At 37.8% G+C, this 26,936-nt stretch carries 24 protein-coding genes; 22 read left to right on the plus strand and 2 right to left on the minus strand.

The features are described from left to right. The first annotated feature begins 19 nt into the window (after nucleotides 1–19). The 22 genes from PEPE_RS04250 (at nucleotide 20) to dnaJ (ending at nucleotide 25,896) form a co-directional block, all read left to right on the plus strand. On the plus strand, nucleotides 20–1,015 hold the full coding sequence (locus tag PEPE_RS04250; RefSeq protein ID WP_011673315.1) for a D-2-hydroxyacid dehydrogenase: 996 nt from the start codon (nucleotides 20–22) through the stop codon (nucleotides 1,013–1,015). A gap of 151 nt (nucleotides 1,016–1,166) precedes the next feature. Then, on the plus strand, nucleotides 1,167–1,949 hold the full coding sequence (rpsB, locus tag PEPE_RS04255) for a 30S ribosomal protein S2 (protein WP_002833605.1): 783 nt from the start codon (nucleotides 1,167–1,169) through the stop codon (nucleotides 1,947–1,949). 115 nt (nucleotides 1,950–2,064) lie between these two features. Next, nucleotides 2,065–2,943 carry a translation elongation factor Ts gene (gene tsf, locus PEPE_RS04260; protein ID WP_002833606.1) on the plus strand — a complete coding sequence of 293 codons (879 nt, stop codon included), beginning with the start codon at nucleotides 2,065–2,067 and terminating at the stop codon, nucleotides 2,941–2,943. Between the two features lie 153 nt (nucleotides 2,944–3,096). Beyond that, nucleotides 3,097–3,822 carry a UMP kinase gene (gene pyrH, locus PEPE_RS04265; RefSeq protein ID WP_002833607.1) on the plus strand — a complete coding sequence of 242 codons (726 nt, stop codon included), beginning with the start codon at nucleotides 3,097–3,099 and terminating at the stop codon, nucleotides 3,820–3,822. Further along, nucleotides 3,822–4,382: a ribosome recycling factor gene (gene frr, locus PEPE_RS04270; protein ID WP_002833608.1), complete on the plus strand. Its 561-nt coding sequence runs from the start codon at nucleotides 3,822–3,824 to the stop codon at nucleotides 4,380–4,382. Before pyrH ends, frr begins: the two co-directional genes overlap by 1 nt. 257 nt (nucleotides 4,383–4,639) lie before the next feature. After that, nucleotides 4,640–5,389, plus strand: a complete 750-nt coding sequence (locus PEPE_RS04275; protein ID WP_011673316.1) for an isoprenyl transferase — start codon at nucleotides 4,640–4,642, stop codon at nucleotides 5,387–5,389. A 10-nt stretch (nucleotides 5,390–5,399) separates the two neighbouring features. After that, nucleotides 5,400–6,185: a phosphatidate cytidylyltransferase gene (locus PEPE_RS04280; protein ID WP_041527001.1), complete on the plus strand. Its 786-nt coding sequence runs from the start codon at nucleotides 5,400–5,402 to the stop codon at nucleotides 6,183–6,185. Between the two features lie 23 nt (nucleotides 6,186–6,208). After that, nucleotides 6,209–7,471, plus strand: a complete 1,263-nt coding sequence (rseP, locus tag PEPE_RS04285) for an RIP metalloprotease RseP (RefSeq protein ID WP_011673318.1) — start codon at nucleotides 6,209–6,211, stop codon at nucleotides 7,469–7,471. A 27-nt stretch (nucleotides 7,472–7,498) separates the two neighbouring features. Continuing rightward, nucleotides 7,499–9,214 carry a proline--tRNA ligase gene (locus PEPE_RS04290; RefSeq protein ID WP_011673319.1) on the plus strand — a complete coding sequence of 572 codons (1,716 nt, stop codon included), beginning with the start codon at nucleotides 7,499–7,501 and terminating at the stop codon, nucleotides 9,212–9,214. A 93-nt stretch (nucleotides 9,215–9,307) separates the two neighbouring features. Beyond that, nucleotides 9,308–13,621: a PolC-type DNA polymerase III gene (locus PEPE_RS04295; protein WP_011673320.1), complete on the plus strand. Its 4,314-nt coding sequence runs from the start codon at nucleotides 9,308–9,310 to the stop codon at nucleotides 13,619–13,621. 119 nt (nucleotides 13,622–13,740) lie between these two features. Continuing rightward, entirely contained in the window at nucleotides 13,741–14,217 is a 477-nt protein-coding gene (rimP, locus tag PEPE_RS04300; RefSeq protein ID WP_002833614.1) for a ribosome maturation factor RimP, read from the plus strand. Nucleotides 14,218–14,230: 13 nt separating this feature from the next. Further along, a complete protein-coding gene (nusA, locus tag PEPE_RS04305) occupies nucleotides 14,231–15,319 on the plus strand; it encodes a transcription termination factor NusA (RefSeq protein WP_002833615.1) in 1,089 nt (362 codons plus the stop codon). A 21-nt stretch (nucleotides 15,320–15,340) separates the two neighbouring features. Continuing rightward, nucleotides 15,341–15,634: an RNase P modulator RnpM gene (gene rnpM, locus PEPE_RS04310; RefSeq protein ID WP_011673321.1), complete on the plus strand. Its 294-nt coding sequence runs from the start codon at nucleotides 15,341–15,343 to the stop codon at nucleotides 15,632–15,634. Further along, nucleotides 15,635–15,937, plus strand: coding sequence for a L7Ae/L30e/S12e/Gadd45 family ribosomal protein (locus PEPE_RS04315; protein WP_002833617.1), 303 nt, complete (start codon nucleotides 15,635–15,637; stop codon nucleotides 15,935–15,937). Nucleotides 15,938–15,949: 12 nt separating this feature from the next. Next, a complete protein-coding gene (infB, locus tag PEPE_RS04320; RefSeq protein WP_011673322.1) occupies nucleotides 15,950–18,706 on the plus strand; it encodes a translation initiation factor IF-2 in 2,757 nt (918 codons plus the stop codon). Between the two features lie 16 nt (nucleotides 18,707–18,722). Further along, nucleotides 18,723–19,073, plus strand: coding sequence for a 30S ribosome-binding factor RbfA (rbfA, locus tag PEPE_RS04325; protein WP_002833619.1), 351 nt, complete (start codon nucleotides 18,723–18,725; stop codon nucleotides 19,071–19,073). A 138-nt stretch (nucleotides 19,074–19,211) separates the two neighbouring features. Then, nucleotides 19,212–20,111, plus strand: coding sequence for a tRNA pseudouridine(55) synthase TruB (gene truB / locus PEPE_RS04330; protein ID WP_011673323.1), 900 nt, complete (start codon nucleotides 19,212–19,214; stop codon nucleotides 20,109–20,111). A 3-nt stretch (nucleotides 20,112–20,114) separates the two neighbouring features. Then, entirely contained in the window at nucleotides 20,115–21,059 is a 945-nt protein-coding gene (gene ribF / locus PEPE_RS04335; protein ID WP_011673324.1) for a riboflavin biosynthesis protein RibF, read from the plus strand. A 107-nt stretch (nucleotides 21,060–21,166) separates the two neighbouring features. Continuing rightward, nucleotides 21,167–22,207 (plus strand): heat-inducible transcriptional repressor HrcA, encoded by a 1,041-nt coding sequence (gene hrcA / locus PEPE_RS04340; RefSeq protein WP_002833622.1) that lies wholly within the window; start codon nucleotides 21,167–21,169, stop codon nucleotides 22,205–22,207. A gap of 10 nt (nucleotides 22,208–22,217) precedes the next feature. After that, the gene (gene grpE / locus PEPE_RS04345; protein ID WP_011673325.1) at nucleotides 22,218–22,790 is read left to right on the plus strand and encodes a nucleotide exchange factor GrpE; all 573 of its coding nucleotides are present in this window, start codon (nucleotides 22,218–22,220) and stop codon (nucleotides 22,788–22,790) included. 25 nt (nucleotides 22,791–22,815) lie between these two features. After that, nucleotides 22,816–24,675: a molecular chaperone DnaK gene (dnaK, locus tag PEPE_RS04350; protein ID WP_011673326.1), complete on the plus strand. Its 1,860-nt coding sequence runs from the start codon at nucleotides 22,816–22,818 to the stop codon at nucleotides 24,673–24,675. Nucleotides 24,676–24,771: 96 nt separating this feature from the next. After that, nucleotides 24,772–25,896, plus strand: coding sequence for a molecular chaperone DnaJ (gene dnaJ, locus PEPE_RS04355; RefSeq protein WP_002833625.1), 1,125 nt, complete (start codon nucleotides 24,772–24,774; stop codon nucleotides 25,894–25,896). Between the two features lie 105 nt (nucleotides 25,897–26,001). On the opposite strand, the gene PEPE_RS04360 is transcribed toward dnaJ, so the two are convergent. Together PEPE_RS04360 and PEPE_RS04365 are read right to left on the minus strand one after the other, a co-directional pair. Continuing rightward, on the minus strand, nucleotides 26,002–26,229 hold the full coding sequence (locus tag PEPE_RS04360; RefSeq protein ID WP_002833626.1) for a DUF378 domain-containing protein: 228 nt from the start codon (nucleotides 26,227–26,229) through the stop codon (nucleotides 26,002–26,004). A gap of 128 nt (nucleotides 26,230–26,357) precedes the next feature. Beyond that, nucleotides 26,358–26,828, minus strand: coding sequence for a TspO/MBR family protein (locus tag PEPE_RS04365; protein ID WP_011673327.1), 471 nt, complete (start codon nucleotides 26,826–26,828; stop codon nucleotides 26,358–26,360). Nucleotides 26,829–26,936 lie beyond the last annotated feature (108 nt).

Here is a 26,936-nt window from a genome sequence, read left to right on the forward strand (position 1 = left end):
TCTGAGAGGAGAATTTTTGATGAAAATTATTGCTTATGGCATTCGAGATGACGAAAAACCTTACCTAGAAGAATGGGTTAAAGATAATAAAATTGAAGTAAAGGCTGTTAGCGAATTGTTGGACTCCAACACGATTGAACAAGCTAAGGGTTATGACGGAGTTGTTGCATATCAACAGAAACCTTATACAGATGATTTGTTCGATAAAATGAATGAATTCGGGATTCATGCCTTTTCGCTTCGTAACGTTGGTGTTGATAATGTTCCAGTTGAGGCTTTAAAGCGAAATAATATTAAGATTACCAATGTTCCAGCGTACTCTCCAATGGCGATTGCAGAACTTTCAGTAACCCAACTCCTAGCTTTAATTCGTCGAATTCCAGAATTTGATGCTAAGATGGCTCGTGGTGATTTCAGATGGGAACCAGATATTGCTCTAGAACTTAACCAAATGACAGTAGGAGTTATTGGTACCGGAAGAATTGGGCGTGCGGCCATTAATATCTTTAAAGGCTTTGGAGCTAAAGTGATTGCTTATGATGTTTTCCGAAATTCAGAACTTGAAAAAGAAGGAATCTATGTTGACTCGCTTGAAGAACTTTATCGTCAAGTAGATGTTATTACCTTACATGTTCCCGCTTTAAAAGATAACTACCATATGTTAAATGATGAAGCGTTCGCACAGATGCATGATGGGGTATTTGTTCTAAATTTTGCTCGCGGTAGCTTGATTGACACGAAGGCATTACTTAAGGCTTTAGATAGTGGTAAGGTGGCTGGTGCGGCACTAGATACCTATGAAGACGAAGTAGGTATTTTTGATGTGGATCACCAAAATGACCCAATCAATGATCCCGTATTTAATGATTTATACAGTAGACGTAATGTAAAAATCACACCACATGCGGCTTTTTATACTAAGCCAGCAGTTAAAAATATGGTACAAATTGCTCTTGAAAATAATAAAGCACTAATTGAAAAAGGTGCTGCAAGAAATGAAGTTAAGTTTGACTAATATTTAGCTTGAAATGCGACTTTAGTTAGGTTAAAATTATATTCGGCCTGTAGGTCAAAAACACACTTGATTGGAAGTTGACGGAGTGCTCAACTAGTTTGAGTCCCGAAACCGTAGATAATCAAGGAGGAAAAACTAGGAGGAAAATAACATGTCTGTTATTTCTATGAAACAATTGCTTGAAGCTGGTGTACATTTCGGACACCAAACACGTCGCTGGAACCCTAAGATGAAGCCATTTATCTTTACTGAACGTAATGGTATTTACATCATTGATTTACAAAAAACTGTTAAATTAATTGACAATGCATATAACTTCGTTAAAGATGTTGCTGCAAATGATGGTGTAGTTCTTTTTGTTGGTACAAAGAAGCAAGCACAAACTGCTATCGAAGAAGAAGCAAAACGTGCTGGTCAATACTTTGTTAACCATCGTTGGTTAGGTGGAACTCTTACAAACTGGAACACAATCCAAAAACGTATCAAGCGTTTGAAAGATTTGAAAGCAATGGAAGAAGACGGTACATTTGATCGTCTACCTAAGAAAGAAGTTGCTCTTTTGAACAAGCAAAAAGACAAGCTTGAAAAATTCTTGGGTGGTATCGAAGATATGCCTCATACTCCAGACGTATTGTTTGTTGTTGATCCTCGTAAGGAACAAATTGCTATCAAGGAAGCTCAAAAATTGAATATTCCTGTTGTAGCTATGGTCGACACAAACTCTGATCCAGATCAAGTTGATGTTATTATCCCATCAAATGATGATGCTATTCGTGCCGTTCGTTTAATCACTGCTAAGATGGCTGACGCTGTTATCGAAGGTCGCCAAGGTGAAGACGAAGAAGAAGCTTCACAAGAAGTCGCTGAAGGCGTAAGCAAGGACTCTCTTGAAGACTTGAAGAAGTCTGTTGAAGAAGGAAGCAACGAAGAATAATTATCACTTAGGCTGTCGTGATTTGAGACCTTTTAGGCCTGAGATTACGCGCGGCCTTTTTTTACGGAATCACAAATTGGTATTAGTAATATAAAAAGCTAAGGGGGCCATAAAAATGGCAAGTATTTCAGCTAAATTAGTAAAAGAATTACGCGATAAAATCGGTGTTGGTATGATGGACGCTAAAAAAGCACTTGTTGCTACAGAAGGTGACATGGACAAAGCAGTTGATTTTCTCCGTGAAAAAGGTATTGCAAAGGCTGCTAAGAAGAGTGACCGTGTTGCTGCTGAAGGTCTTGCAGATGTTGAAATGCATGACAACACAGCTGCAATTGTAGAAGTTAATTCAGAAACTGACTTTGTTGCATCAAACGATCGTTTCATCGACTTAGTTAAGGAAATTGCTTCACAAGTTGCACTTGAAAAACCTGCAGATGTTGATGCTGCTCTTAAATTGAAGTCACCAAAGGGTACTTTGAATGATGATATCATCGAAGCAACTCAAGTAATTGGTGAAAAGATTTCTCTTCGTCGCTTTGCTACTTTAGAAAAGGGTGAAAACGAACATTTCGGTTCATATCTTCACATGGGTGGTAAAATTGCAGCGCTTGTATTGCTTGAAGGTGCTGATGAAGAAACTGCTAAAGACGTTGCTATGCACGTTGCAGCTATCAACCCTAAGTATGTTAACCGTGACCAAGTACCTGCTGAGGTATTGGACCACGAACGTGAAGTACTTAGCAAAGAAGCTGAAGGTGAAGGCAAACCAGCTAACATCATCGAAAAGATGGTTACTGGTCGTTTGAACAAGTTCTTGGCTGAAATTAGTTTAGATGATCAAGAATATGTTAAAGATCCTGACCAAACAGTTGCTAAATATGTTGCTTCAAAGGGTGGTAAAGTTAAGTCATTTATCCGCTTTGAAGTTGGTGAAGGTATCGAAAAACAAACTGTTGACTTTGCTGAAGAAGTTCGTAAGGAAATGGGCCAATAAAACCCAGAGTTTTTGGATATTTAAAAAGCGAATTAATATGAGTTTAGCTCAATTAATTCGCTTTTTTGTAGGATTTTACACGTAATAACAGTGTGGTTTGCCGCATTTTTATGATAGAATTAATGAAGGAAATTAAACATAGGAGGCCGTAATATGTCGGAAGTTAAATACAAGCGAGTAATAATGAAGCTGAGTGGTGAAGCACTTGCTGGAGATAAAGGAACAGGTATTAATCCACCAGTAATTCAAAAGGTTGCTGAAGAACTTCGTGACGTGCATGACCTAGGAGTACAAATTGCCATCGTTGTTGGTGGTGGGAACATGTGGCGTGGAGAAACTGGTGAACAGCTTGGAATGGAACGTGTTCAAGCTGACTATATTGGTATGCTAGGTACGGTTATGAATGCTTTAGCACTTCAAGATAGCCTAGAATCACTAGGAGTTCCAACTCGCGTTCAAACTTCCATTGAAATGCGTCAAATCGCTGAACCTTACATTCGTCGTAAGGCCGTTCGTCATCTTGAAAAGAATCGCATAGTAATCTTTGCTGCTGGTACAGGTAGCCCATACTTCTCAACTGATACAACTTCAGCTTTAAGAGCGGCTGAAATTGGGGCGGAAGCAATTTTAATGGCTAAAAACGGCGTAGATGGTATTTATTCTGCCGATCCAAACGTAGACCCTGATGCAGTTAAATTTGACGAATTAACACATATGGATATTATTGATAAAGGACTTAATGTTATGGACACTACTGCAAGTTCACTTTCGATGGAGAATAATATTCCATTAGTTGTTTTCAACTTAAACCAAGCAGGTAACATTAAAAAGGTTGTTGCAGGTGAAAATATTGGAACAACGGTTAGAGGAGAAGAATAATGGCAAAAAATGAGATAATCCAAAAAGCTGAAGAAAAAATGCAAAAGGCACAGAATGTTTTAGAACGTGATCTAGGTTCAATCCGTGCTGGCCGTGCTAATGCTTCATTACTTGATAAAGTCTCAGTGGATTATTATGGAGCTCCAACTCCACTTAATCAAATGGCTTCAATTACCATTCCGGAACCACGAGTATTGTTAGTTACTCCTTATGATAAGAGCGTATTGAACGACATTGAACAAGCTATTTTAATGTCAGATCTAGGGATTAATCCTGCTAATGATGGCTCAGCAATTCGTTTAGTAGTTCCTCAATTAACTGAAGAAACCCGTAAAGATTTAGCCAAGAATGTTAAAGCAGAAGGCGAAAAAGCTAAAGTAGCAGTTCGTAATATTCGTCGTGATGCAATGGACACTTTGAAAAAGGCTAATAAAAATGGCGACTACAATGATGATGAATTCCATGATTTAGAAAAACAAACTCAAGATAGTACGGATAAAGCAATTAAAGTTGTAGACGAAATCGTAGCTAATAAGGAAAAAGAAGTCCTTGAAGGCTAGTATTAACTTTTGATAAAGCACCCCAAGAATTGTAGTGAAAACTCAACTTTTGGGGTGCTTTACTGGTTATTGAAAAATTCCAACTTCAACCAAAAAGTATCAAAATTTGGTATGGTACAATAAAAATCATGTGTTTTTAGGTAGTTTTGAAGATGTTTGACGTATCTTTAATAGTCGTTGTCCGTTTATTTGTACAGAACAATGATTTTGTAGCTTTTTTTTGGTAAAATAATAACCATTAGCTTGGAGGTTTTTTGATGAAAATGAATCAAAAACTTGAAACAGAATTAAATGAAAATATTCCAAAGCATGTTGCCATTATTATGGATGGTAACGGACGCTGGGCTCAGAAACGATTTATGCCACGTGTTGCTGGTCATAAGCGAGGAATGGAAGTCGTTAAGACTATTACTAAAAGTGCTAGTAAGTTGGGCGTAAAGGTGTTAACCTTATACGCTTTTTCGACGGAAAACTGGAAACGTCCCCAAGATGAAGTTTCATTCTTAATGAAATTACCGATTACTTTTTTCAATAAATTTGTTCCAGAATTGATTGAAGAGGGGGTCCAGGTTCGAGTAACTGGAGATATCGACGGCCTTCCCCAAGCGACTCAAGATGCTGTACGAAAAGCGATCGAGGACACCGCACAAGGTACAAAGATGATTTTAAATTTTGCTCTTAACTATGGAAGTCGGGACGAAATTACCAAGATGGTCCAGTCAATTGCTCAAGCTGTTAATACCAAACAATTGGACGTGGATAAAATTGATGAGCAGGTTATTGAAAACCATCTACAAACTAATTTTTTAGGCGAACTTTCTAATCCAGATGTATTGATTAGGACCAGTGGAGAAGAGCGAATTTCGAACTTCTTACTTTGGCAAATTGCATATAGTGAGTTAGTCTTTACTGACACACTTTGGCCAGATTTCGACGAAAAAATCTTTATTGAAATGATAAAAGAGTATCAAAAACGTGATCGACGTTTTGGTGCAATTAAAAAGTGAGGAATTAATTTTGAAGCAAAGAGTAATTACTGCCGTAGTAGCGTTAATAATTTTTATTCCAATTGTCTTTCTTGGAGGAACATTAATCGAGATTGCAGCCTTGGCCCTAGCCGTGGTGGCAATGAGTGAAGTTTTAATTATGAAACGAATTTTGTTGGTAACTCCTGAAGCAATTATTAGTATCTTAGGAACGTTATTCTTGGTTGCCCCTAAGTCATGGATGCACGACTTACCAAGCCAAATTAATACACCATTTGTTTCTTTGATTTTTGCCATTGCGTTGATGGTGAGAGTTGTTTTCAGTAAAAATCGTTTCAATTTCGATGATGCTGGTGTATTAACATTGACAATGCTATACATTGGATTCGGATTTAACATGTTTGTTCAAGCTCGAACGGTGGGCTTAGGAATGTTAATGTATCTGCTACTAACCGTCTGGAGTACAGACAGTGGAGCCTACTTAGTCGGAAGAAAGATTGGTAAGACTAAACTTGCTCCTCAAATTAGCCCCAATAAGACTTGGGAAGGTTCCATTGGCGGAACCATAGTTGCAGTTATTGTTGGAATTATTTTCTCAGTAACGGGACTAATCCATTATGGAATTCTAGCTACAATTTTAATGACGCTATTCCTTTCAATTGCAGGTCAGTTAGGAGACTTAGTAGAATCTTCTCTTAAACGTTATTACGGTGTTAAAGATTCTGGTCGCATCTTACCAGGTCATGGAGGAATCCTTGACCGTTTTGATAGTCTATTGCTAGTATTGCCAATGGCATATTTATTAGGTTTACTATAAAATCTGCCAGTTAGGAGTTATTTATGATAACTACGATTATTACCTTTATTGTTGTATTTTTAATTTTAGTTGTTGTCCATGAGTATGGGCATTTTGTTGCTGCTAAAAAGTCCGGTATTTTAGTTCGTGAATTTTCAATTGGGATGGGTCCTAAAATTGTTGATTTGAAGCGTAATGGAACTACGTATACTTTACGGATTCTTCCCATTGGTGGTTATGTTCGAATGGCGGGACTCGATGAACAAGAAGATGAATTGAAAGCGGGACAACATGTTACATTAACCACGGATAATACTGGACAAGTGACGATTATTAATACTTCTAGTAAAGTTCAAAATTTGATGGGCATTCCAGTTGATGTAACCAGTTTTGACTTACAAGATAAATTATTCATTGAAGGTTATGAAAATGGTAACGAAGACGAAGTTAAACATTTTGAAATTGATCATGATGCATCGATAGTCGAATCCGACGGGACAGAAGTTCGAATTGCACCGCGTGATGTTCAATTTCAATCTGCTAAGATTTGGCAGCGACTAATTACTAATTTTGCTGGACCATTTAATAATTTTGTTTTGGCCATCGTTGTTTTTGCGATAATGGGAGTTATGCAGGGAGCAGTTCCGGCTAATACTAACCAAGTACAAGTCGTTGAAAATGGTGTTGCTCAAAAAGCAGGAATTAAAAATAATGATCGTATTGTTAGAGTTGAAGGACAAAAAACAGATAATTGGAGTCAATTATCTAAGGCAGTTTCAGCTCGTCCAAATCAAAAAACGACTTTAGAAGTATTACGTCAAAAGCAAATAAAGAAAATCACATTAACACCTAAGTTAGCAAGTAATGGTAGTAAAAAAGTGGGTATGATTGGTGTTCAATCATCCATGACAACTAATTTAGGTAAGCGAGTTTTATATGGTTTCACTGGAACTTGGCAAATGGCTAAGAGTTTGTTTACCGCTTTAGGACAGATGCTACATGGCTTTAGTTTGAATGATTTAGGCGGTCCTGTTGCAATTTATGCCACGACCTCTCAAGCTACCCATCAAGGCTTCATGTCAGTGCTGTATGTGCTAGGTTTTCTATCCCTAAACTTGGGGATTGTTAACTTATTACCAATTCCAGCTTTGGATGGAGGAAAAATTCTCCTAAATTTCGTTGAAATGATTCGAAGAAAACCTTTAAAAGTTGAAACCGAAAATGTGATTACGCTAATTGGCTTTGGATTTTTAATGATATTAATGCTGTTAGTTACTTGGAATGATATTCAAAGATACTTTTTTTAAATTAACTTAAGGAGTTCAAATTCAATTATGAAACAATCAAAAATTCTTATTTCTACTGTAAAGGAAGTCCCAAATGATGCCGAAGTTTTAAGTCATAAAATGATGCTTCGGGCAGGATACATCCGTCAAATTTCGGCCGGAATGTATGCATACTTACCATTAGCTTATAAAGTGATTAGTAAGATTGAAAAAATCGTGCGTGAAGAAATGGAAGCAATCGACGCCGTTGAAATGTTAACTCCAGCGGTTTTACCAGCTGAATTATGGAAGCAATCAGGCCGTTATGAAACATATGGTCAAGAACTCTATAAATTTAAGAATCGTCATGATCGTGATTTTATTCTTGGACCAACACACGAAGAAACCATGACTACATTGATTCGAGACGAAGTTAAATCATACAAGAAACTTCCACTTTCTTTATACCAAATCCAAATGAAATATCGCGATGAAGATCGTCCTCGTTATGGATTACTACGCGGCCGTGAATTTTTAATGAAAGATGCTTATTCTTTCCACGCTGATGAAGAAACGTTAGACCAAAGTTTCCGTGATTTCGAAAAAGCTTACCAAAACATTTTTAGACGTTGTGGTCTTAATTTCCGTGAAATCGTGGGTGACGCCGGAGCAATGGGTGGTCGAGATTCCAAAGAATTTTCAGCTATTGCTTCTATTGGTGAAGATACAATCGCTTACTCAGAAGAAAGCGATTATGCTGCTAACTTAGAAATGGCAAGTAGTGTCTACACAGATCTTCAAATGCATGAAAATCAAGAAGAACTTACTAAAGTGGCTACTGATGATGCGCATTCAATTGATGAAGTTGCTGCTAAGCTAGATGTGGATAGCAACCGTTTAATTAAAACTATGGTTTTAATTGTCGATGAAGCACCTGTTTTGGCTTTACTACGTGGTAATGATCAACTAAATGAAGTTAAGCTTACAAATCTTTTGCACGCTGATGAGGTTCGAGAAGCAACGGAGGAAGAAGCCTTTGAACTTCTAGGTGCGCACGTGGGTTCGCTTGGTCCAGTACTTGAAAACAAACCAGAAAATTTAAAGATTGTAGCAGATAAATATATTGAACAAATGGTTAACAGCGTTGTTGGTGCTAATGAAGATGGTTTCCATTTGAAAAATGTTAATGTTGAACGCGATTTTACCGTTGATGAATATGCTGATATTCGTACTGTCCGTGAAGGCGAACTTGCTCCGGATGGTAAGGGTGCTTTGAAATTCACTAAGGGAATCGAAATTGGTCATATCTTCAAGATTGGAACAAAGTACTCTGAAGCTTTGGATGCTAAGGTACTAGATGAAAACGGACGAGCAATCCCAGTAATTATGGGTTGTTATGGAATTGGGGTGAGTCGTTTACTATCAGCTGTTTCTGAACAACAATCGGATGAAAATGGGCTTGTATGGCCTAAGAATATTGCTCCTTATGATGTCCATGTAATTCCAGTTAATGCCAAGAATGCGGAACAAATGGAAATTGCTGACCAAATTAACGGAGAACTAACTAAAGCAGGTTACGATGTATTAGTAGATGATCGTAAGGAACGTGCCGGAGTTAAGTTTGCGGATTCAGACTTAATTGGAATCCCACTTCGTGTTACCATTGGTAAGAAAGCTTCTGAAGGCATTGTTGAAGTCAAGTTACGTAAGACAGGGGAAGCAGTCGAAGTTAAGGTTGCGGAACTAAATAACACGGTAGAAATTTTATTAAACCAAGCTCAATAAAAGTAAATAAACCAATTAAAGCTGGGGAATCCCAGCTTTAATTATTTGTAGCAAATATTTTTAATGGATTAGTAACATCAGGGGGACCAAAGAGTGAGTTTGTCAGAAAATGAACAATTCAGAGTTTTATTAGAGCAAATTGATTTATTGGATAATGCTGAATTAAAAGATGGTTCAATCAAAGATTTAACTGTGCACTCCAATTCCAAGCGTTGGACGTTTAGTTTTGAGTTTAATGATATTTTACCTTTACAAATCTTTGTTGAATTTCATCATCAATTGGTTAATACGTTTGGGTCAATAGCTCAAATTGATTTTTCAATTGATACTATAAATAAAAATAATGTTGCAACCCATGCAACCGATTATTGGGATTGGATTATCAAGAATAGTGGTATTCAATCATCACTTCTACAAGTGTTATGTGATAAGTCGATTCCAGAGTTTAAAGATGGACAATTAGTTGTCAAAGTAGATAATCAAATTACTAAGAACTTTCTCAATGACGATGTTTTGCAGACTCTTAGTAACACGTATCAAAAAGTTGGTTTTGGTCCGATTAAAATTAAACCTACAATCGATGACAATACTGCTCAAGAACGTTTGCAAGCTTATCATGAAGAAAAAATTAAACGTGATCAAGCCATTGTTCAAAAAGCGACTGAAGCAATTAAAAAAGCTGAAAGTAAAAAGAAAGCTTCTGATAAAGCGATGCCTGAATTTAATGGTAAAGTGCAAATGGGTAAACCAATTAATGGTAAGGACAATATTGTTCAGTTGAGAGATATTACCCAAGAAGAACGTTCGGTGTCCATTGAAGGGTATATTTTTGACGCAGAAGTTAAGACCCTTCGTTCGGAGCGTCAACTTTTAATCTTTAAGGTGACGGACTATACATCGTCTATTACCATCAAGAAGTTTTCTCGTAATGAGGCCGATGAACAATTATTCTCGGCCATTAAAAAAGGTTTGTGGGTTAGAGTTCGCGGAAGTATTCAAGAAGATAGTTTTATGAAAGATCTAACGATGAATGCTTACGATATCATGGAAGTCGACCACGCTGATCGACAAGATACAGCAACTGATAAAAGAGTTGAATTACACTTACACACTAATATGAGTACGATGGATGCTACTAACGGAATTAGCGATTTGGTAGGACAAGCTGCTAAGTGGGGGCATCCGGCGGTTGCAGTCACAGATCACGCTGGATTACAAGCTTTCCCTGAAGCCCATGCAGCTGGTAAAAAAAGTGGTATTAAAACACTTTTCGGTGTTGAAGCTAATCTAGTTGATGATGGAGTTCCAATTGGCTATAACAGTGAACATTGCCCATTGAAGGGCGGCAAATATGTAATCTTTGATGTGGAAACTACGGGTTTGTCTGCAATTTATGACAAGGTGATTGAACTATCGGCGGTCAAAATGGAAAATGGAAATGTAATTGATCAGTTCGAAGAATTTATTGATCCGGGTTTTCCTCTTTCGGAAACTACAATTAATCTGACTAGTATCACGGACGAAATGGTACGTGGTTCAATGTCTGAAAAAGAAGTTTTCACCAAATTTAGAGAATTTTATGAAGATGCTATTATTGTGGGACATAATGTAACTTTTGATATTGGTTTTATGAATACAGGTTACCTCCGACATGGGATGGAAGAAATAAAAAATCCCATAATTGATACTTTAACGTTAGCGCGGTTCTTGTATCCTACTCTGAAAGGTTATCGTTTAAACACTTTGGCCAAAAAATTTGGGGTAGCACTCGAACATCATCATCGGGCTATTTATGATTCAGAAACTACAGGACATTTGTGTTATCTCTTCTTAAAAGATGCCGAAGAACGTTATGGGATTGAATATCATGATCAACTAAATGATCACATGACTGAAAATGAAGCATATAAACATGCACGGCCAAGTCATGCCATTTTAATTGCTAAGACCCAAGCAGGTTTAAAAAATCTTTTTAAATTAGTATCAATGTCAAATGTTAAATATTACTATCGTGTACCTCGAATTCCTCGCTCTGAGTTAGAAAAATTACGCGAGGGGATTATTGTCGGTTCTGCTTGTTCTAGCGGGGATGTTTTTACGGCGATGATGCAAAAAGGATATGCTGATGCACGGCGAAAGGCTAAATTCTATGATTACTTGGAAGTAATGCCTAAACCGGTTTATCAACCATTAATCGAACAAGAATTAGTTAGTGATAATAAGAAGTTAGAGGAAATCATTGCCAATATTGTTAAATTAGGTGAGGATCTAGATATTCCAGTGGTCGCAACGGGAGATGTTCATTATCTCAATCCGCAAGATTATATCTACCGTAAGATTTTAATTAATTCGCAAGGTGGGGCTAATCCTTTAAATCGTTCAGAATTACCTGATGTTCATTTTAGAACTACCGATGAAATGCTGGAAGACTTTTCTTTCTTGGGTCCAGAAGTAGCACACAAGATTGTTGTCGAAAATTCGAATAAAATCGCTGATAGTGTAGATGACGGAATTAGCCCAGTTAAAGATAAATTGTATACACCTAAAATGCCAGGTGCTGAAGACCGAATCAAACAGCTTTCGATGGATCGGGCACATGCTTTGTACGGTGAAGTATTACCGGAAATTGTTCAAGAACGATTAGATAAAGAATTGACTAGTATCATTGGAAATGGTTTCTCCGTAATTTATCTAATTGCTCAGCGCCTAGTGCATAAGAGTAATAAAGATGGTTATTTAGTTGGGTCGCGTGGATCAGTTGGTTCTAGTTTTGTTGCTACAATGTCTGGAATTACAGAAGTTAATCCATTACCGCCTCATTATCGATGCCCTAAGTGTCAATATTCATTCTTCTATACCAAGGGTGAATATGGTTCTGGATATGACCTTCCAGATAAAGAATGTCCGGAATGTGGAACTTGGATGATTGGTGATGGACAAGATATTCCGTTTGAAACTTTCCTAGGTTTCAAAGGAGATAAGGTCCCCGATATTGATTTAAATTTCTCGGGAGATTATCAACCTATTGCGCATAATTATATGCAAGTTTTATTTGGTAAAGATAATGTGTTTAGAGCTGGTACAATTGGTACGGTTGCTGATAAAACAGCATTTGGATATGTTAAAGCGTACGAAAGAGATACTAATCAGCATTTGCGCGGAGCCGAAATTGAACGTTTGGCTAAGGGCGCAACTGGTGTTAAACGAACGACTGGACAACATCCGGCTGGAATTTTGATTGTTCCTGATTATATGGATGTATATGATTTTAGTCCTATTCAATATCCCGCTGATGATCAGACGGCTGCTTGGGAAACGACTCATTTTGATTTTCATTCTATCCATGATAATATTCTGAAAATGGATATTCTGGGACATGATGATCCAACAATGATTCGTAAGCTACAAGATTTATCAGGAATTGATCCAGAGACCATTCCAACTGATGACCCCGGGGTGATGAAAATTTTCTCTGGCCCAGAAGTTTTAGGCGTTGATGAAAATCAAATTCAATCTAAAACAGGAACTTTAGGAATCCCTGAGTTTGGTACGCGATTTGTGCGAGGAATGTTGGAAGAAACCCATCCAACTAGTTATTCAGAGCTTCTCCAAATTTCTGGATTATCACATGGTACTGATGTTTGGTTAGGGAATGCCGAAGAATTGATCAAGGCGGGTACCGTAACTTTGAAAGAAGTTATTGGTTGTCGTGATAATATTATGATGGATTTAATTCATTATGGTTTAGATTCACAGTCCTCCTTCCAAATTATGGAGAGTGTGCGTAAGGGAAAGGGAATTCCAGAAGGCTATGAAGATAAGATGCGTGCGGCTAATGTTCCCGATTGGTACATTGAATCTTGTGGAAAGATTAAATATATGTTCCCACGGGCGCATGCTTCAGCCTATGTTTTAATGGCCTTACGAATTGCCTACTTTAAGGTTTATTATCCATTGGTTTATTACGCAGCATATTTCACGGTACGAGCAGATGACTTTGACATTGTTTCGATGGCACGCGGGAAAGAATCCCTCAAAAATCGCATGCAAGAAATTAATGATAAAGGTAACGATGCGTCGACAAAGGAAAAAAATCTCCTAACCGTGTTAGAATTAGCTAACGAAATGTTAGAACGTGGTTTTGAATTCAAAATGATTGATATTGAAAAATCAGATGCTGAAGAATGGTTAATTGAAGGTAAGTCCTTAATTGCACCATTTAATGCTTTACCAGGTTTAGGATTGAACGTTGCTAAACAAATCGTGGCTGCGCGAGCAGACAAGCCATTCCTTTCCAAAGAAGACTTGTCAAAGCGGGGACATGTTTCGCAAACTTTAATTGATTTCATGACTGAGAACAACGTTTTATCGGAGTTGCCGGATGAAAATCAGCTTAGTTTATTCTGATGATTTGCAAAAATGCCCATATAATGGTATATTCAGAGTAGTAATTTGATACTCGTTAATTGAGTGAGCAGCGATGCTCGCTCTTTTTATTGGCAAAATATAATTCTGGAGGTTCAAGTTTGAGTAACAATGTTATTGAAAAGGTGACAGAATTAGTCCAACCAATTACTGATCGCCATAATTTTGAACTTGTTGAAGTTGAATTTGTAAAAGAAGGTCAAGGTTGGTTCCTAAGAGTCTATATTGACAAAGTTGGTGGCATTAACATCGAAGAATGTGCCATGGTCAGTGATGAGCTAAGTGAAATTTTGGACGCACAAGATCCAGATCCAATTCCACAAGCTTATTTCTTAGAAGTGTCTTCTCCAGGGGCTGAACGACCTTTAAAAACGAAGGAAGATCTTACGAGATCAATTGGTGAATATATCCATATCTCACTATATGCATCGATTAATAAGCAAAAAGTTTTCGAAGGTTACCTTAAAAGCTTTGAAAATGATGAAATTGTTTTGGACTATTTAGATAAGACTAGACATAAAGAACTTAAAGTAACGTATGATCAGGTTGCATTTGCTAGATTAGCAATCAAGATTTAGAGGAGAGTTTAAAATGAGTAAAGAAATGATTACCGCTCTTGATATCTTAGAAAAAGAAAAGGGAATCAAAAAAGAAGTTATCGTTGAAGCACTTGAAGCTGCATTAGTTTCGGCATTCAAGCGTAATTACGGACAGGCTCAAAACGTTGAAGTAGAATTTAATGATCGTAAAGGTGATATTCATGTTTACGCCGTTAAAAAAGTTGTTGAAGAAGTTGAAGATGATCAATTGGAAGTTAGTTTAGCTGACGCCTTGATGATCAATCGAGCATACGAATTGGATGATGAAATCAGATTTGAAGTTACTCCTAAAAACTTTGGCCGAATTGCAGCTCAAACTGCTAAACAAGTTATTATGCAACGGGTTCGCGAAGCTGAACGTGGTGTAATTTACGAAAAGTATGGTCAATACGAAGATGAAATTGTTACAGGCGAAGTATCACACCGTGACAATCGTTACGTATATGTTGACTTGGGTGGGGTCGAAGCTGTGATGGCTAAGTCAGACCAAATCCCAGGTGAACAATATGAACCTCATGATCATATTAAAGTTTATATTACGAAGGTGGAAAATAACGGTAAGGGACCTCAAATTTTTGCTTCAAGAACGGATTCGGGACTTTTGAAACGGCTCTTTGAACAAGAAGTTCCTGAAGTTTATGATGGAACGGTCGAGATTATGTCGATTGCTCGTGAAGCTGGTGATCGTGCTAAAATTGCGGTACGTTCTAATGATCCTGATATTGATGCAGTTGGGACATGTGTGGGTGCTAAGGGCCAACGTGTTCAAACGATTGTCAATGAACTTCATGGTGAAAACATGGATATTATTGAATGGAAAGAGGACCCAGCAGAATATATAGCTAATGCTTTGAAACCTTCTGAAGTTATTGACGTATTATTTAATGAAGAAGATGAAAATTACTGCATGGTAATCGTTCCAGATTACCAGCTTTCATTAGCAATTGGTCGTCGTGGACAAAATGCGCGTTTAGCTGCTAAACTTGTTAACTTCAAGATTGACATCAAATCGGAAACAGATGCATCAGAATATGCTGAAGAAGAAGATTCTGAAGAAAGTACAGAAGAAACCGCTGAATAAACCATTGGAGGTGTGTTCTTGATGAAAACCAGAAAAATACCAATGCGTAAAGACATTGTGACAAATCAAATGTTTCCTAAAAAGGAACTCGTGCGAGTTGTTAAAAATAAGGAAAACGAAGTAGCTATTGATCCGACGGGTAAAGCTGCAGGACGAGGCGCTTATATTGGATTAGATGTCGAAATTGCTAAAAAGGCAAAAAAGAAGCGAACTTTTGATCAAGCGTTTAAAATTAAAGTTGACGACCAGTTCTACGATGACTTAATTGCTTATGTTGATCATCAGCAAGCACGAAAAGAGTTATTTGGTAAGTAAATGATTAAAGAAAATATTAGTAAATATCTCGGATTGATGCGCCGTTCAGGTAACTTGGTTACTGGTCAAGAACTAGTACTCAGTTCAATTCGTAGTCAGAAAGCCAAATTCGTTCTGGTAACAGAAGATATTGGCGAGTCCTCAAAGAAAAAAATTATTGATAAGTGTCATTTTTACGAAGTTCCATTCACTATTTTGGGAACTAAAGAAGATCTTTCCAAAGCAATTGGGCAGGAAAGATCGGTAGTGGCAACTGAAAATAATGGTTTTGCAAAGGGGTTACTAAAGAAAATAAATGAATAGGAGCGTGAAACGATGGGCAAAAAAAGAATTTATGAATTAGCCAAAGAAATCAACGTTTCGAGTAAAGATATTATTGAAAAGGCGCAGGCCGATGGTCTTGATGTAAAAAACCATATGTCGACGCTAGACGATGCTTCTGAAAAGCATTTACGCAATGCTTTCAAAAAAAATACTACTACAACCAAACCGGAAGAAAAACGGACACCTAAATTCCGTTCAAGCAAAACTGGTAAAACTGTGGTTAAGAAAAGCGACCATCCAGCAGCTGATGGAACGAAGGGTATTCAAAGATTGAAATCATCAAATAATGAAAGTACTACAAGAAACAATAACAATAACAAAAATGGCAACCAAAACCGTAATAATACAAATGGTCGTCCAAACAATAACCAAAATCGTCCAAACAACAATCGTAATCAAAATAACAACCGTAATGGTAATCGTCCTAACCAACCTAAGCGCGATGAAAAACAAGATCGAATTCGTGCTTCAGTAGCAGAGGCTGCCCGTATGGCTGCTCAAGCTAACCGCGAAATTGCTAACGAGAAGCCCCAAGCTAATCGTCAACGCACGAATAGCGCTAAGCCAGGTGAACAACGTCGGGAAGGTCGTAATAACCAAAATCGTCCAAACAACAATAATCGTAACGGTAACAATGTAAATCGTACGAATAATAATAATCGCCCTAACAATAACAATCGTAACAATGAAAATCGTCCAAGTCGTCCAAATAATACTAATCAGACGACTAATAATCGCCCAGCTAACAATACAACTAGACCAGCTGCTCCAGCAGCTACGACAGCTAATAATAGTGGCGAAAAGAAGCAAGATCGTTTTAGTGGACGTAACAACAATTCTAGGGGTGGGAACCGTTTTGGAAACAACCAAAATCGTCCCTTTAATAAAGAAAACCGTAAGAACAAAAAGAGAAATAGAAAAGCTAAACGCGATGGGCGGATGAAGGAAACAACTAACAAAGTTGTTACTGTTCGTAAGGAACGTCCATTGCCAGATGTATTAGAATACAGCGAAGGCATCAATGTAGCAGAGATTGCTAAGAAGATTCATCGTGAACCAGCAGAAATCATCAAGAAATTGTTCATGATGGGTGTAATGGTTAACCAAAATCAATCACTTGATAATGATACAGTGGAACTTCTAGCAGCCGATTATGGAATCGAAGCTCAACAAAAAGTTGAAGTTGATATTTCAGATATTGATAAGATTTTTGAAGACGAAGAAAAGAATACAACTAACCTTGTATCACGCCCTCCAGTTGTTACTATCATGGGACACGTTGACCATGGTAAGACAACCTTACTTGATAAACTTCGTCATAGTCATATCACTGAAGGAGAAGCTGGTGGTATTACTCAAGGAATCGGTGCTTACCAACTTAAGCATGATGATAAGTTGATTACTTTCCTTGATACTCCTGGTCATGCGGCCTTTACTGAAATGCGTGCTCGTGGTGCTGATGTTACGGATATTACAATCTTAGTTGTCGCTGCTGATGACGGTGTAATGCCACAAACTATTGAAGCTATCAACCATGCTAAGGCTGCTAATGTTCCAATTATCGTCGCCGTTAACAAGATTGATAAGCAAGGAGCAAATCCTAACCATGTTATGGAACAATTGACTGAATATGGTCTTATTCCTGAATCATGGGGTGGAGACACGATTTTCGTTGAAATTTCAGCTAAATTAGGTCAAAATATCGATGAATTACTTGATATGATTTTACTTCAAGCAGAAGTTCTAGAACTTAAAGCTAACCCAGATCAAAATGCTGCTGGATCAGTAATTGAAGCTCAATTGGATCCTGGTAAAGGTTCTATTGCAACAATCTTAGTTCAACAAGGTACAATGCACGTTGGTGATCCAATTGTTATTGGTAACACCTTTGGACGGATTCGAACAATGGTTAACGAACATGGCCGTCGAGTGAAAGAAGCTACTCCATCAACCCCAGTAGAAATTACTGGCTTGAACGGTGTTCCAGAAGCCGGTGATCGTTTCGTAGTCTTTGATGACGAAAAATCAGCTCGTGCAGCTGGTGAAGAACGTGCTAAACGTGCTCAAATGGAAGAACGTAAACGTAGCAACCATGTTACTTTGGATAATCTCTTTGATTCCCTTAAAGAAGGCGAAATGAAGAAGGTTGACATCATTATCAAGGCTGATGTTCAAGGCTCTGTAGAAGCTTTAGCTGATAGTTTACAAAAGATTGAAGTTGAAGGTGTTCGAGTTAATATCATTCATAAGGCCGTTGGAGCTATTAACGAAAGTGACGTTACCCTTGCAGCTGCAAGTAATGCGATTATCATTGGTTTCAATGTTCGCCCAACAGCTCAAGCTAAACAAATGGCTGACTCTGAAGATGTTGATATTCGTCTCCATCGTGTTATCTATAACGCAATCGATGAAGTTGAATCAGCAATGAAGGGAATGCTTGAACCAGTTTACGAAGAAGAAATTATTGGTCAAGTTGACATTCGCGAAACTTACAAGGTTTCTCGTGTGGGTACAATTGCTGGTGGTTTTGTAACTGAAGGATTTATTACACGTGATTCCGGAGTTCGTTTGATTCGTGATGGTGTAGTTATCTATGAAGGTAAACTAGGTAGTCTTAAACGTTTCAAGGATGATGTTAAAGAAGTTAAACGAGGATTTGAACTTGGTTTAACGGTTGAAAATTACAATGATATCAAAATTGGTGATGTTATCGAAGCATACCGCATGAAAGAAGTACCAGTTGAGTAGATAGGAGGAATCTATTATGGCTCGACAATACCGTTCGGATCGCTTGTCTCAAGAAATTGAAAAAGAAGTGAGTGATATCCTTCGTCGTCGTGTGCGTGATCCTCGCGTTGAGGGAGTTACAATCACTGGCGTTGATGTGACAGGTGATTTACAACAAGCAAAAATTTATTACAGTATTTTATCTGATAAAGCATCAGATGATCAAAAAACCAAGGCGGGTCTTGAAAAGGCATCTGGTTTAATTCGTAAAGAGTTAGGTAGCCGCCTATCAATTTACAAGACACCGGAACTTAGTTTCATCAGAGATGAATCTGTTCAATATGGTGATAAAATTGATCAATTACTCAATAAATTAAATCGTGATTAATCCAAAAGAGTATGCTTAATGGCATGCTCTTTTTTGTTTGGACCTAAATAAATAGGACGAAATCTTTTTAATACGATATAAGTAATGTAAAATGGCTATGAAGAGTGCATTTTAAGTACAGAATGAGAGGTTACCAAAATGGATGGAATAATTCCAATTAATAAAGAACGAGGAATGACAAGTCACGATGTTGTTGCCAAGGTTCGTGGTATTTTAAGAACTAAAAAAGTTGGTCATAGTGGAACCCTTGATCCTAGTGTTGACGGGGTTTTACCAATTTGTGTTGGCAGAGCTACGAAAGTTGTGGACTATTTAATGGGATTTGGAAAAGTTTATCAAGGTTCAATTACGTTAGGTTTCTCGACTACTACGGAAGATCTAGATGGTGAAGTAGTTGAAACTAAAAAACTTGATGAACCATTAACGGACGAACAAATTAATCAAACTTTGACTGCAATGACAGGAACTTTAATTCAAATTCCACCCATGTATTCCGCAGTAAAGGTTAAGGGCCGCAAGTTATATGAATACGCCCGCGCTGGTGAGACGGTAGAACGTCCTCAGCGTCAAATTAAGGTTTATGATTTTGTTCAAACTCGCCCATCAATTTTTGATGCAGAAAAGGGACAACAAACTATTTATTTCAAGGTTAGTTGTGGCAAGGGGACGTATGTGAGAACTTTAGCAGTTGATTTTGGTCGTCATTTTGGATTACCAGCGGTGATGTCTGATTTAAGTCGCTTGGCTAGTGGGGGATTCAAAATTGAGGAATGCCTGACGTTATCCGACTTAGAACAAGCACGAGATGAAGATCGTTTATCGACGGTTATTCAACCTTTAGATCGGGCCTTGGATAACTTTAATACAATTACAATTTCAGATGTTGAATGGGAAATTGTTAAAAATGGAGGATTTTTGAATCGTCCGCAAACTGATGAAATCATAGCTTTAAAATATAATGGGAATATTCAGGCGTTATATCAGTATGATACAAATCGTCAAAACTATATTCCTAAAAAAATGTTGTTGGTGAGATAGAAAATGCAAATAGTAAGAATACATCATCCATATTCAAAAAAAATAATTCCAGCAGAACCTGTAGCACTAGCTTTAGGTTTCTTTGACGGTGTTCATCGTGGACACCAAGCAGTTATTAAGCAAGCTTGCCAAAAGGCCCGAGAACAGCATTTAAAGGTGGCAGCAATGACGTTTAACCATCATGCGTCGGTAGTATTTGAACAGGATCGTAACTTTAGCCCGTTAAGCTACCTAACTTCAGTAGAACGAAAAGCAGAGTTAATGCGCGAATTAGGCGTTGATATACTTTACGTTGTTGATTTCACTTCTGCATTTGGTAGTTTAAGTCCCGAAGATTTTGTTCAACAATATATGGTGGACTTAAATGCCAAAGTGGTAGTTGCAGGTTTTGATTATACATTTGGACCTGCTGAACTAGCGAACATGGATACTTTACCAGCACTAGCTCAGGGACGATTTGAGGTCATTAAAGTGTCTAAAATCATTTTAAAGAATGATAAGATCGGATCTGATAAGATTCGTGAGATGGTATCGTTAGGAAATATTGATGATGCTAATGCCTATCTAGGTTACGCTTTTCAAACGAGTGGCGTGGTGGTTCATGGAGAAGCACGTGGAAGAGAACTCGGTTTTCCAACTGCTAATATAGTTTCTAATGAAAATCAAATTACACCTGGGATCGGAATCTATGTTGTTGAAATCAAAGTAGGCGGCCAATGGTATAAGGGAATGGCATCCGTTGGCAAAAATGTAGTCTTCGGGGAAGGTCGTCCGGTTACTACTGAAATTAATATTTTAGATTTTAAAGAAGCTATCTACGGAGAGACTGTTAAAGTTAAATGGTACCATCGCTTACGAGGTGAAATTAAATTTGATTCGGTTGATGCTTTAATCGAACAACTGCATCAAGATGAAGCTGATACAAGGGAATTTTTTAACAAGTTATAAAGATGTCTGACCAAATTTGACTATAGTTGACATTTCTACAAACCTCTGGTATCTTATTAAGTGTTCTTAGCACTCCAACTTTCTAAGTGCTAAAAGAGGTGATTTTCATGTTAACAGATCGTGAGTTGTTAATTTTAGAGGAGATTGTCCGAGAGTATACTGAGAATGGTCAGCCAATCGGATCAAAAACGTTGATGAATAATCTTCCAGTAAAAGTGAGTTCGGCAACGATTAGAAATGATATGGCTAAGCTAGAAGAGATGGGTCTGATTGAAAAGATGCATTCATCTTCTGGAAGAATTCCATCTTTGATGGGATATCGGTATTACGTAGATCATTTGTTAAGCCCCAAGAAGTTAAATCAAAGTGAGGCTCAACAGATTCAAAAGGGTCTGGGGATGCATTTTAGAGAAGTAGATGACATTGTTCGAACTTCGGCTGAAATGTTATCAAATTTAACGCATTATACAGCGTTAACGTTAAAACCTGACCAAAAAGATGCGACTTTAGATGGTTTTCGAATGGTTCCACTTGGTGGGAATCAAGTGATGTTGATTTTGGTTTCTAGTAATGGCGACGTTACTAGTCAGCAATTTTCGATCCCCCGCGGAATGAATAGTGAGACTGTCGAACGCGTCTTGAGAATTATGAATGATCGCTTGATTGGCGAAACGCTTGATCAAGTTTATTATCACCTGAAAACAGATATTCCTAAAATTGTTGAGCATTATCTGCATAGTAACGACGGAATTATTGATATTTTCGAAAATGTAGTTGCGCAGTCTTCACAGGACCGTTACTTCATTGGAGGGAAGTTGAATATCCTTAATTTCTCCAAGAATGTAGATGTTAGTTCAATTAGAGGGCTTTTGACTCTATTTAATGAGAATGATCAACTTGATGGATTACTTGGAAATAATCAGAGTGACTTAGATGTAAAGATTGGCGATGAATTAAGCAATGCTTTACTAAAGGATTTTAGCTTAATCACTGCTACTTATGATGTTGGTAGTCGAGGCAAGGGATTAATTGCCATTCTCGGTCCAACTAGTATGCAGTATTCGAAAACATTAGGCTTACTTGATACATTTAGAGATCAGTTGTCTAATCGAATGCTCGAATATTATAAGCACCTTGATGATAGTTAGGAGGATTGAATTGGCAAAAGAGAAAAAAGAAGAAGTCAAAGAAGAAGAAGTTTCTGAAGCTACTTCAACAGAAGGGTCAACAGATGTTGAATCAACTAATAATGATGATTTAACTACAGAAACTCAAGCAACAACGGCTTTAGATGACATTAAAAAGGTGGAAGCTGAACGCGATGAACTTTCAGACAAGTATATTCGTGCTCAAGCTGAAATTGTTAATATGCGTCGCCGAAACGAAAAAGAACAGGCATCATTAATCAAGTATGATGGTCAAAAACTTGCAAAAGCAATTTTGCCAGCACTTGATAATCTTGAACGCGCTCTAGCAGTTGAGTCTGCTTCGGAACAACTCTTAAAAGGGGTCAAGATGGTTCAAACCGATTTGTTAAAAGCTTTGAAGGAAAATCACGTTGCTGAAATTGAAGCTGAAGGACAAGCTTTTGATCCTAATATGCATCAAGCCGTTCAGACGGTGCCAGCTGATGATGACCATCCAGCCGATACAGTTGTTCAAGTATTACAAAAAGGATATATTTTAAAAGATCGAGTGTTACGACCAGCAATGGTAATCGTAGCTCAATAAAAAAGAGGAAGAGGGATTTTAAACAATGGCAAGTAATAAAATTATTGGTATTGATTTAGGTACTACAAACTCTGCAGTTGCTGTCATGGACGGTGACAAACCAAAAATTATCACAAACCCTGAAGGAGCACGTACAACTCCATCAGTTGTTGCTTTTAAGAATGGTGAAACTCAAGTTGGGGAAGTTGCTAAGCGTCAAGCAATCACTAACCCTGATACAATTGCTTCAATCAAACGTCACATCGGTGAAGCTGGCTATAAAGTAACCGTTGATGGCAAGTCTTATACACCACAAGAAGTTTCAGCAATGATTTTAAGTTATATCAAGAAATTTGCTGAAGATTACCTTGGTGAAGAAGTAGATAAAGCTGTTATCACAGTACCTGCTTACTTTGATGATTCACAACGTCAAGCTACAAAGGACGCTGGTAAGATTGCTGGCTTGGATGTTAAACGTATTATCAACGAACCTACAGCATCTTCATTAGCTTACGGACTAGATCAAAACGGTAAGGATGAAAAGATTCTCGTTTATGATTTAGGTGGTGGTACTTTTGATGTTTCCGTTCTTGAATTAGGGGATGGCGTATTCCAAGTTCTTTCAACAAACGGTGATACACACCTTGGTGGTGACGACTTTGATCAAAAGATCATCGACTGGTTAGTTGATGAATTCAAGAAAGACAATGGCGTAGACTTATCACAAGATAAGATGGCTCTTCAACGTTTGAAGGACGCCGCTGAAAAAGCTAAGAAGGACCTTTCAGGTGTTAGCGAAGCTCAAATCAGTCTACCATTTATTTCAGCTGGCGAAGCCGGACCATTACATCTTGAAAAGACTTTGACACGTGCGCAATTTGATCAATTAACTGCTGACCTAGTGGAACGTACTAAGGCTCCAGTTGAAAATGCGCTTAAAGATGCTGGACTTTCAGCTTCTGAAATTGACGAAGTCATCTTAAATGGTGGTTCAACACGTATTCCTGCCGTTCAAGAAGCCGTTAAGAACTGGACAGGTAAGGAACCTAACCACTCAATCAACCCTGATGAAGCCGTAGCTTTAGGTGCTGCTGTTCAAGGTGGTGTGCTTACTGGTGATGTTAAGGACGTTGTTTTACTTGACGTTACTCCACTCTCACTTGGTATTGAAACAATGGGTGGTGTATTCACTAAGTTAATCGATCGTAATACAACAATTCCAACAAGTAAGTCACAAGTATTCTCAACAGCTGCTGACAACCAACCAGCTGTAGATATCCATGTACTTCAAGGTGAACGTCCAATGGCTGCTGATAACAAGACACTTGGTCGTTTCCAACTTACTGATATTCCAGCTGCTCCTCGTGGAATTCCACAAATCGAAGTTAAGTTTGATATTGATAAGAATGGTATCGTAAACGTTTCTGCAACTGATAAGGGTACTGGTAAGGAACAAAAGATTACAATCAAGAGTTCATCGGGTCTAAGTGATGAAGAAATTGATCGCATGATGAAGGAAGCTAAAGAAAACGAAGAAGCCGACAAGAAACGTAAAGAAGAAGTTGACCTTCGTAACGAAGTTGATCAATTAATCTTTACAACGGATAAGACTTTGAAAGACCTTGAAGGTAAAGTTTCTGAAGATGAAATCAAGAAGGCTAAAGATGCTAAAGAAGCTCTTGAAAAGGCTCAAAAAGATAACAATCTTGACGAAATGAAAGCTAAGAAAGATGACTTGAGCAAGATTGTTCAAGATCTATCTGTAAAGCTTTACCAACAAGCTCAAGAAGCCCAAGGGCAAGCTGCTGATGGAGCTCAAGCCAACGCTGGTGACGCTAAGACTGATGATGACAATACAGTCAATGGTGATTTTGAAGAAGTTGATCCGGACAAGGATAACAAATAAATAACCAGTAATCGTAAAAAGGTCAAAGTCAGTGACTTTGACCTTTTTGCATGATTATCTGTTAAGATAAGCTAATAGAAATCATGGAGGATGAATATGGCTGCAAATAAAGATTATTATGACATTCTAGGCGTTAGTAAGGATGCGTCTGATGATGAAATTAAGAAGGCCTATCGTAAGCTTTCTAAAAAGTATCATCCAGATATCAATAAAGCACCTGATGCCGAACAGAAGTTTAAAGACGTCAATGAGGCGTATGAAGTCTTAGGTGACTCTCAAAAACGTGCTCAATATGATCAATTTGGTTCAGCTGATCCGAATGCTGGCTTTGGTGGCGGTGGATTTGGCGGCCAAGGTGGTTTTAGTGACTTTGGTGGTGGATTCGAAGATATCTTTGGTTCATTCTTTGGTGGTGGACAACGCCAATCACCAAATCAACCACGCCAGGGAGAAGATTTGCAATACCAAATGAGCCTTAAATTTGAGGAAGCTATCTTTGGTAAGAAGACGACCATCAAGTACTCTCGTGAAGCCCTATGTAAAACTTGTGGTGGATCTGGTGCTAAAGAAGGTACTTCTCCCGTAACTTGTCATAAGTGTAATGGTACGGGTACGATTCAAGTAACCCAAAATACGCCACTTGGTAGAATGGTTCGCCAACAAACTTGTGATGTATGTAATGGTACGGGTAAGGAAATTAAAGAAAAATGTCCTACTTGTGGTGGTACAGGTCATACTTCTCAACAACACGAAGTTAAGGTATCGGTTCCTGCTGGGGTTGAAGATGGTCAACAAATGCGTCTTCAAGGCCAAGGAGAAGCTGGATTTAATGGAGGTCCTTATGGGGACTTATACATTATTTTCCAAGTTCAACCAAGCGATATGTATGAACGAGATGGTTCAGAAATTTATTACAACCAAACGATTTCATTTGTTCAGGCAGCTTTGGGTGACGAAATTGAAGTACCAACCGTACATGGTAAGGTTAAATTAAAGGTTCCAGCTGGTACCCAAACGGGAACTAACTTCCGTTTGAAAGGTAAGGGAGCACCACGTTTACGTGGTAATGGAACTGGTGACCAGCATGTTAAAGTTAAGGTCACTGTACCTAAGAAGCTTAACAGCGGACAAAAGGAAGCTTTGAAACAATTTGCTAAAGCTAGTGGTGAAGAACCTTCTGGTCATGGTAAGAGTGGTTTCTTTGATAAGTTTATGAATTAGAAAAAGTGCGTGCAAGAATAAAATCTTGCACGCACTTTTCGAGTCTAAAAAAACGCTATATAAGGGTGAGTATGTAGATTACTCATCCATCTATAGCGTTTTTTTTTAATAGTTATTATCATTCTTCTTTTCTGGTTGAGCACTAATTAAACCAAAAAATTTAAGACAGTAGATGGCACTAATACCAACTAAAACATATACAATCCTAGAAATGATTGCTGCTTGGCCTCCAAAAAGTGTAGCTACTAAATCAAATTGGAAAATACCAACTAATAACCAGTTTAAGCCACCGACAATCAATAGAACAAGTGCTATAACATCTAGTGTTTTCATGGTTGAATCCTCCTTTAGTCTCTTATTTTTGGAACAACTTAATTCTAGCAAAGTTAATTGAATATACCTAAAAATACGCTTACAAGTAAATTGATAATTTTACTACCAAATGATTCAATGACAGAAAGTTAGTTAAGAATGGCTGTTCCTAAGGTTAGGTAAGTAGCAAATAAAATCCAAAGGAAATACGGAATCATTAAGTAGGCTGCCAATTTGCTACTCTTATAAAATTCCTTGATACAAAAGAATACTAGTACGTCTAATACAAGAATGATTAATAGTCCGGTCCAACGACTACTTGCGTTGAAAAATACAATACTCCAAATAAAATTCAAGAAAAGTTGGGCAATAAATAATGTTAGGTTTGTTTTGCGGTAGTTACTCCTAACTGTGAAAATTAGGTAGCCAACGATACCAATCATTAAGTATAAAATTGGCCACACGATACCAAATAAACGATCTGGTGGTGAGAATGGTGGCAAAGTAAAGCTATTATAGATGGCTTTGATGTCGCCAGCTAATAATCCAGATAATGAGCCGATTAGTTCTACTCCAACTACCGCAATAATTAATTGAATCCATTTACTTTTGGTTTGCATAAAAATCCCTCCCTTATATTTTGTGAAACCTATCTCATTAAGGTTAGCTTACCAAAAGTAGAGGAGAGAATATAATATTTTGCTTAGGGTAGTGAAATCAAAAATAAA

The sequence above is a fragment of the Pediococcus pentosaceus ATCC 25745 genome (assembly GCF_000014505.1).
Taxonomy (GTDB): Bacteria; Bacillota; Bacilli; order Lactobacillales; family Lactobacillaceae; genus Pediococcus; species Pediococcus pentosaceus.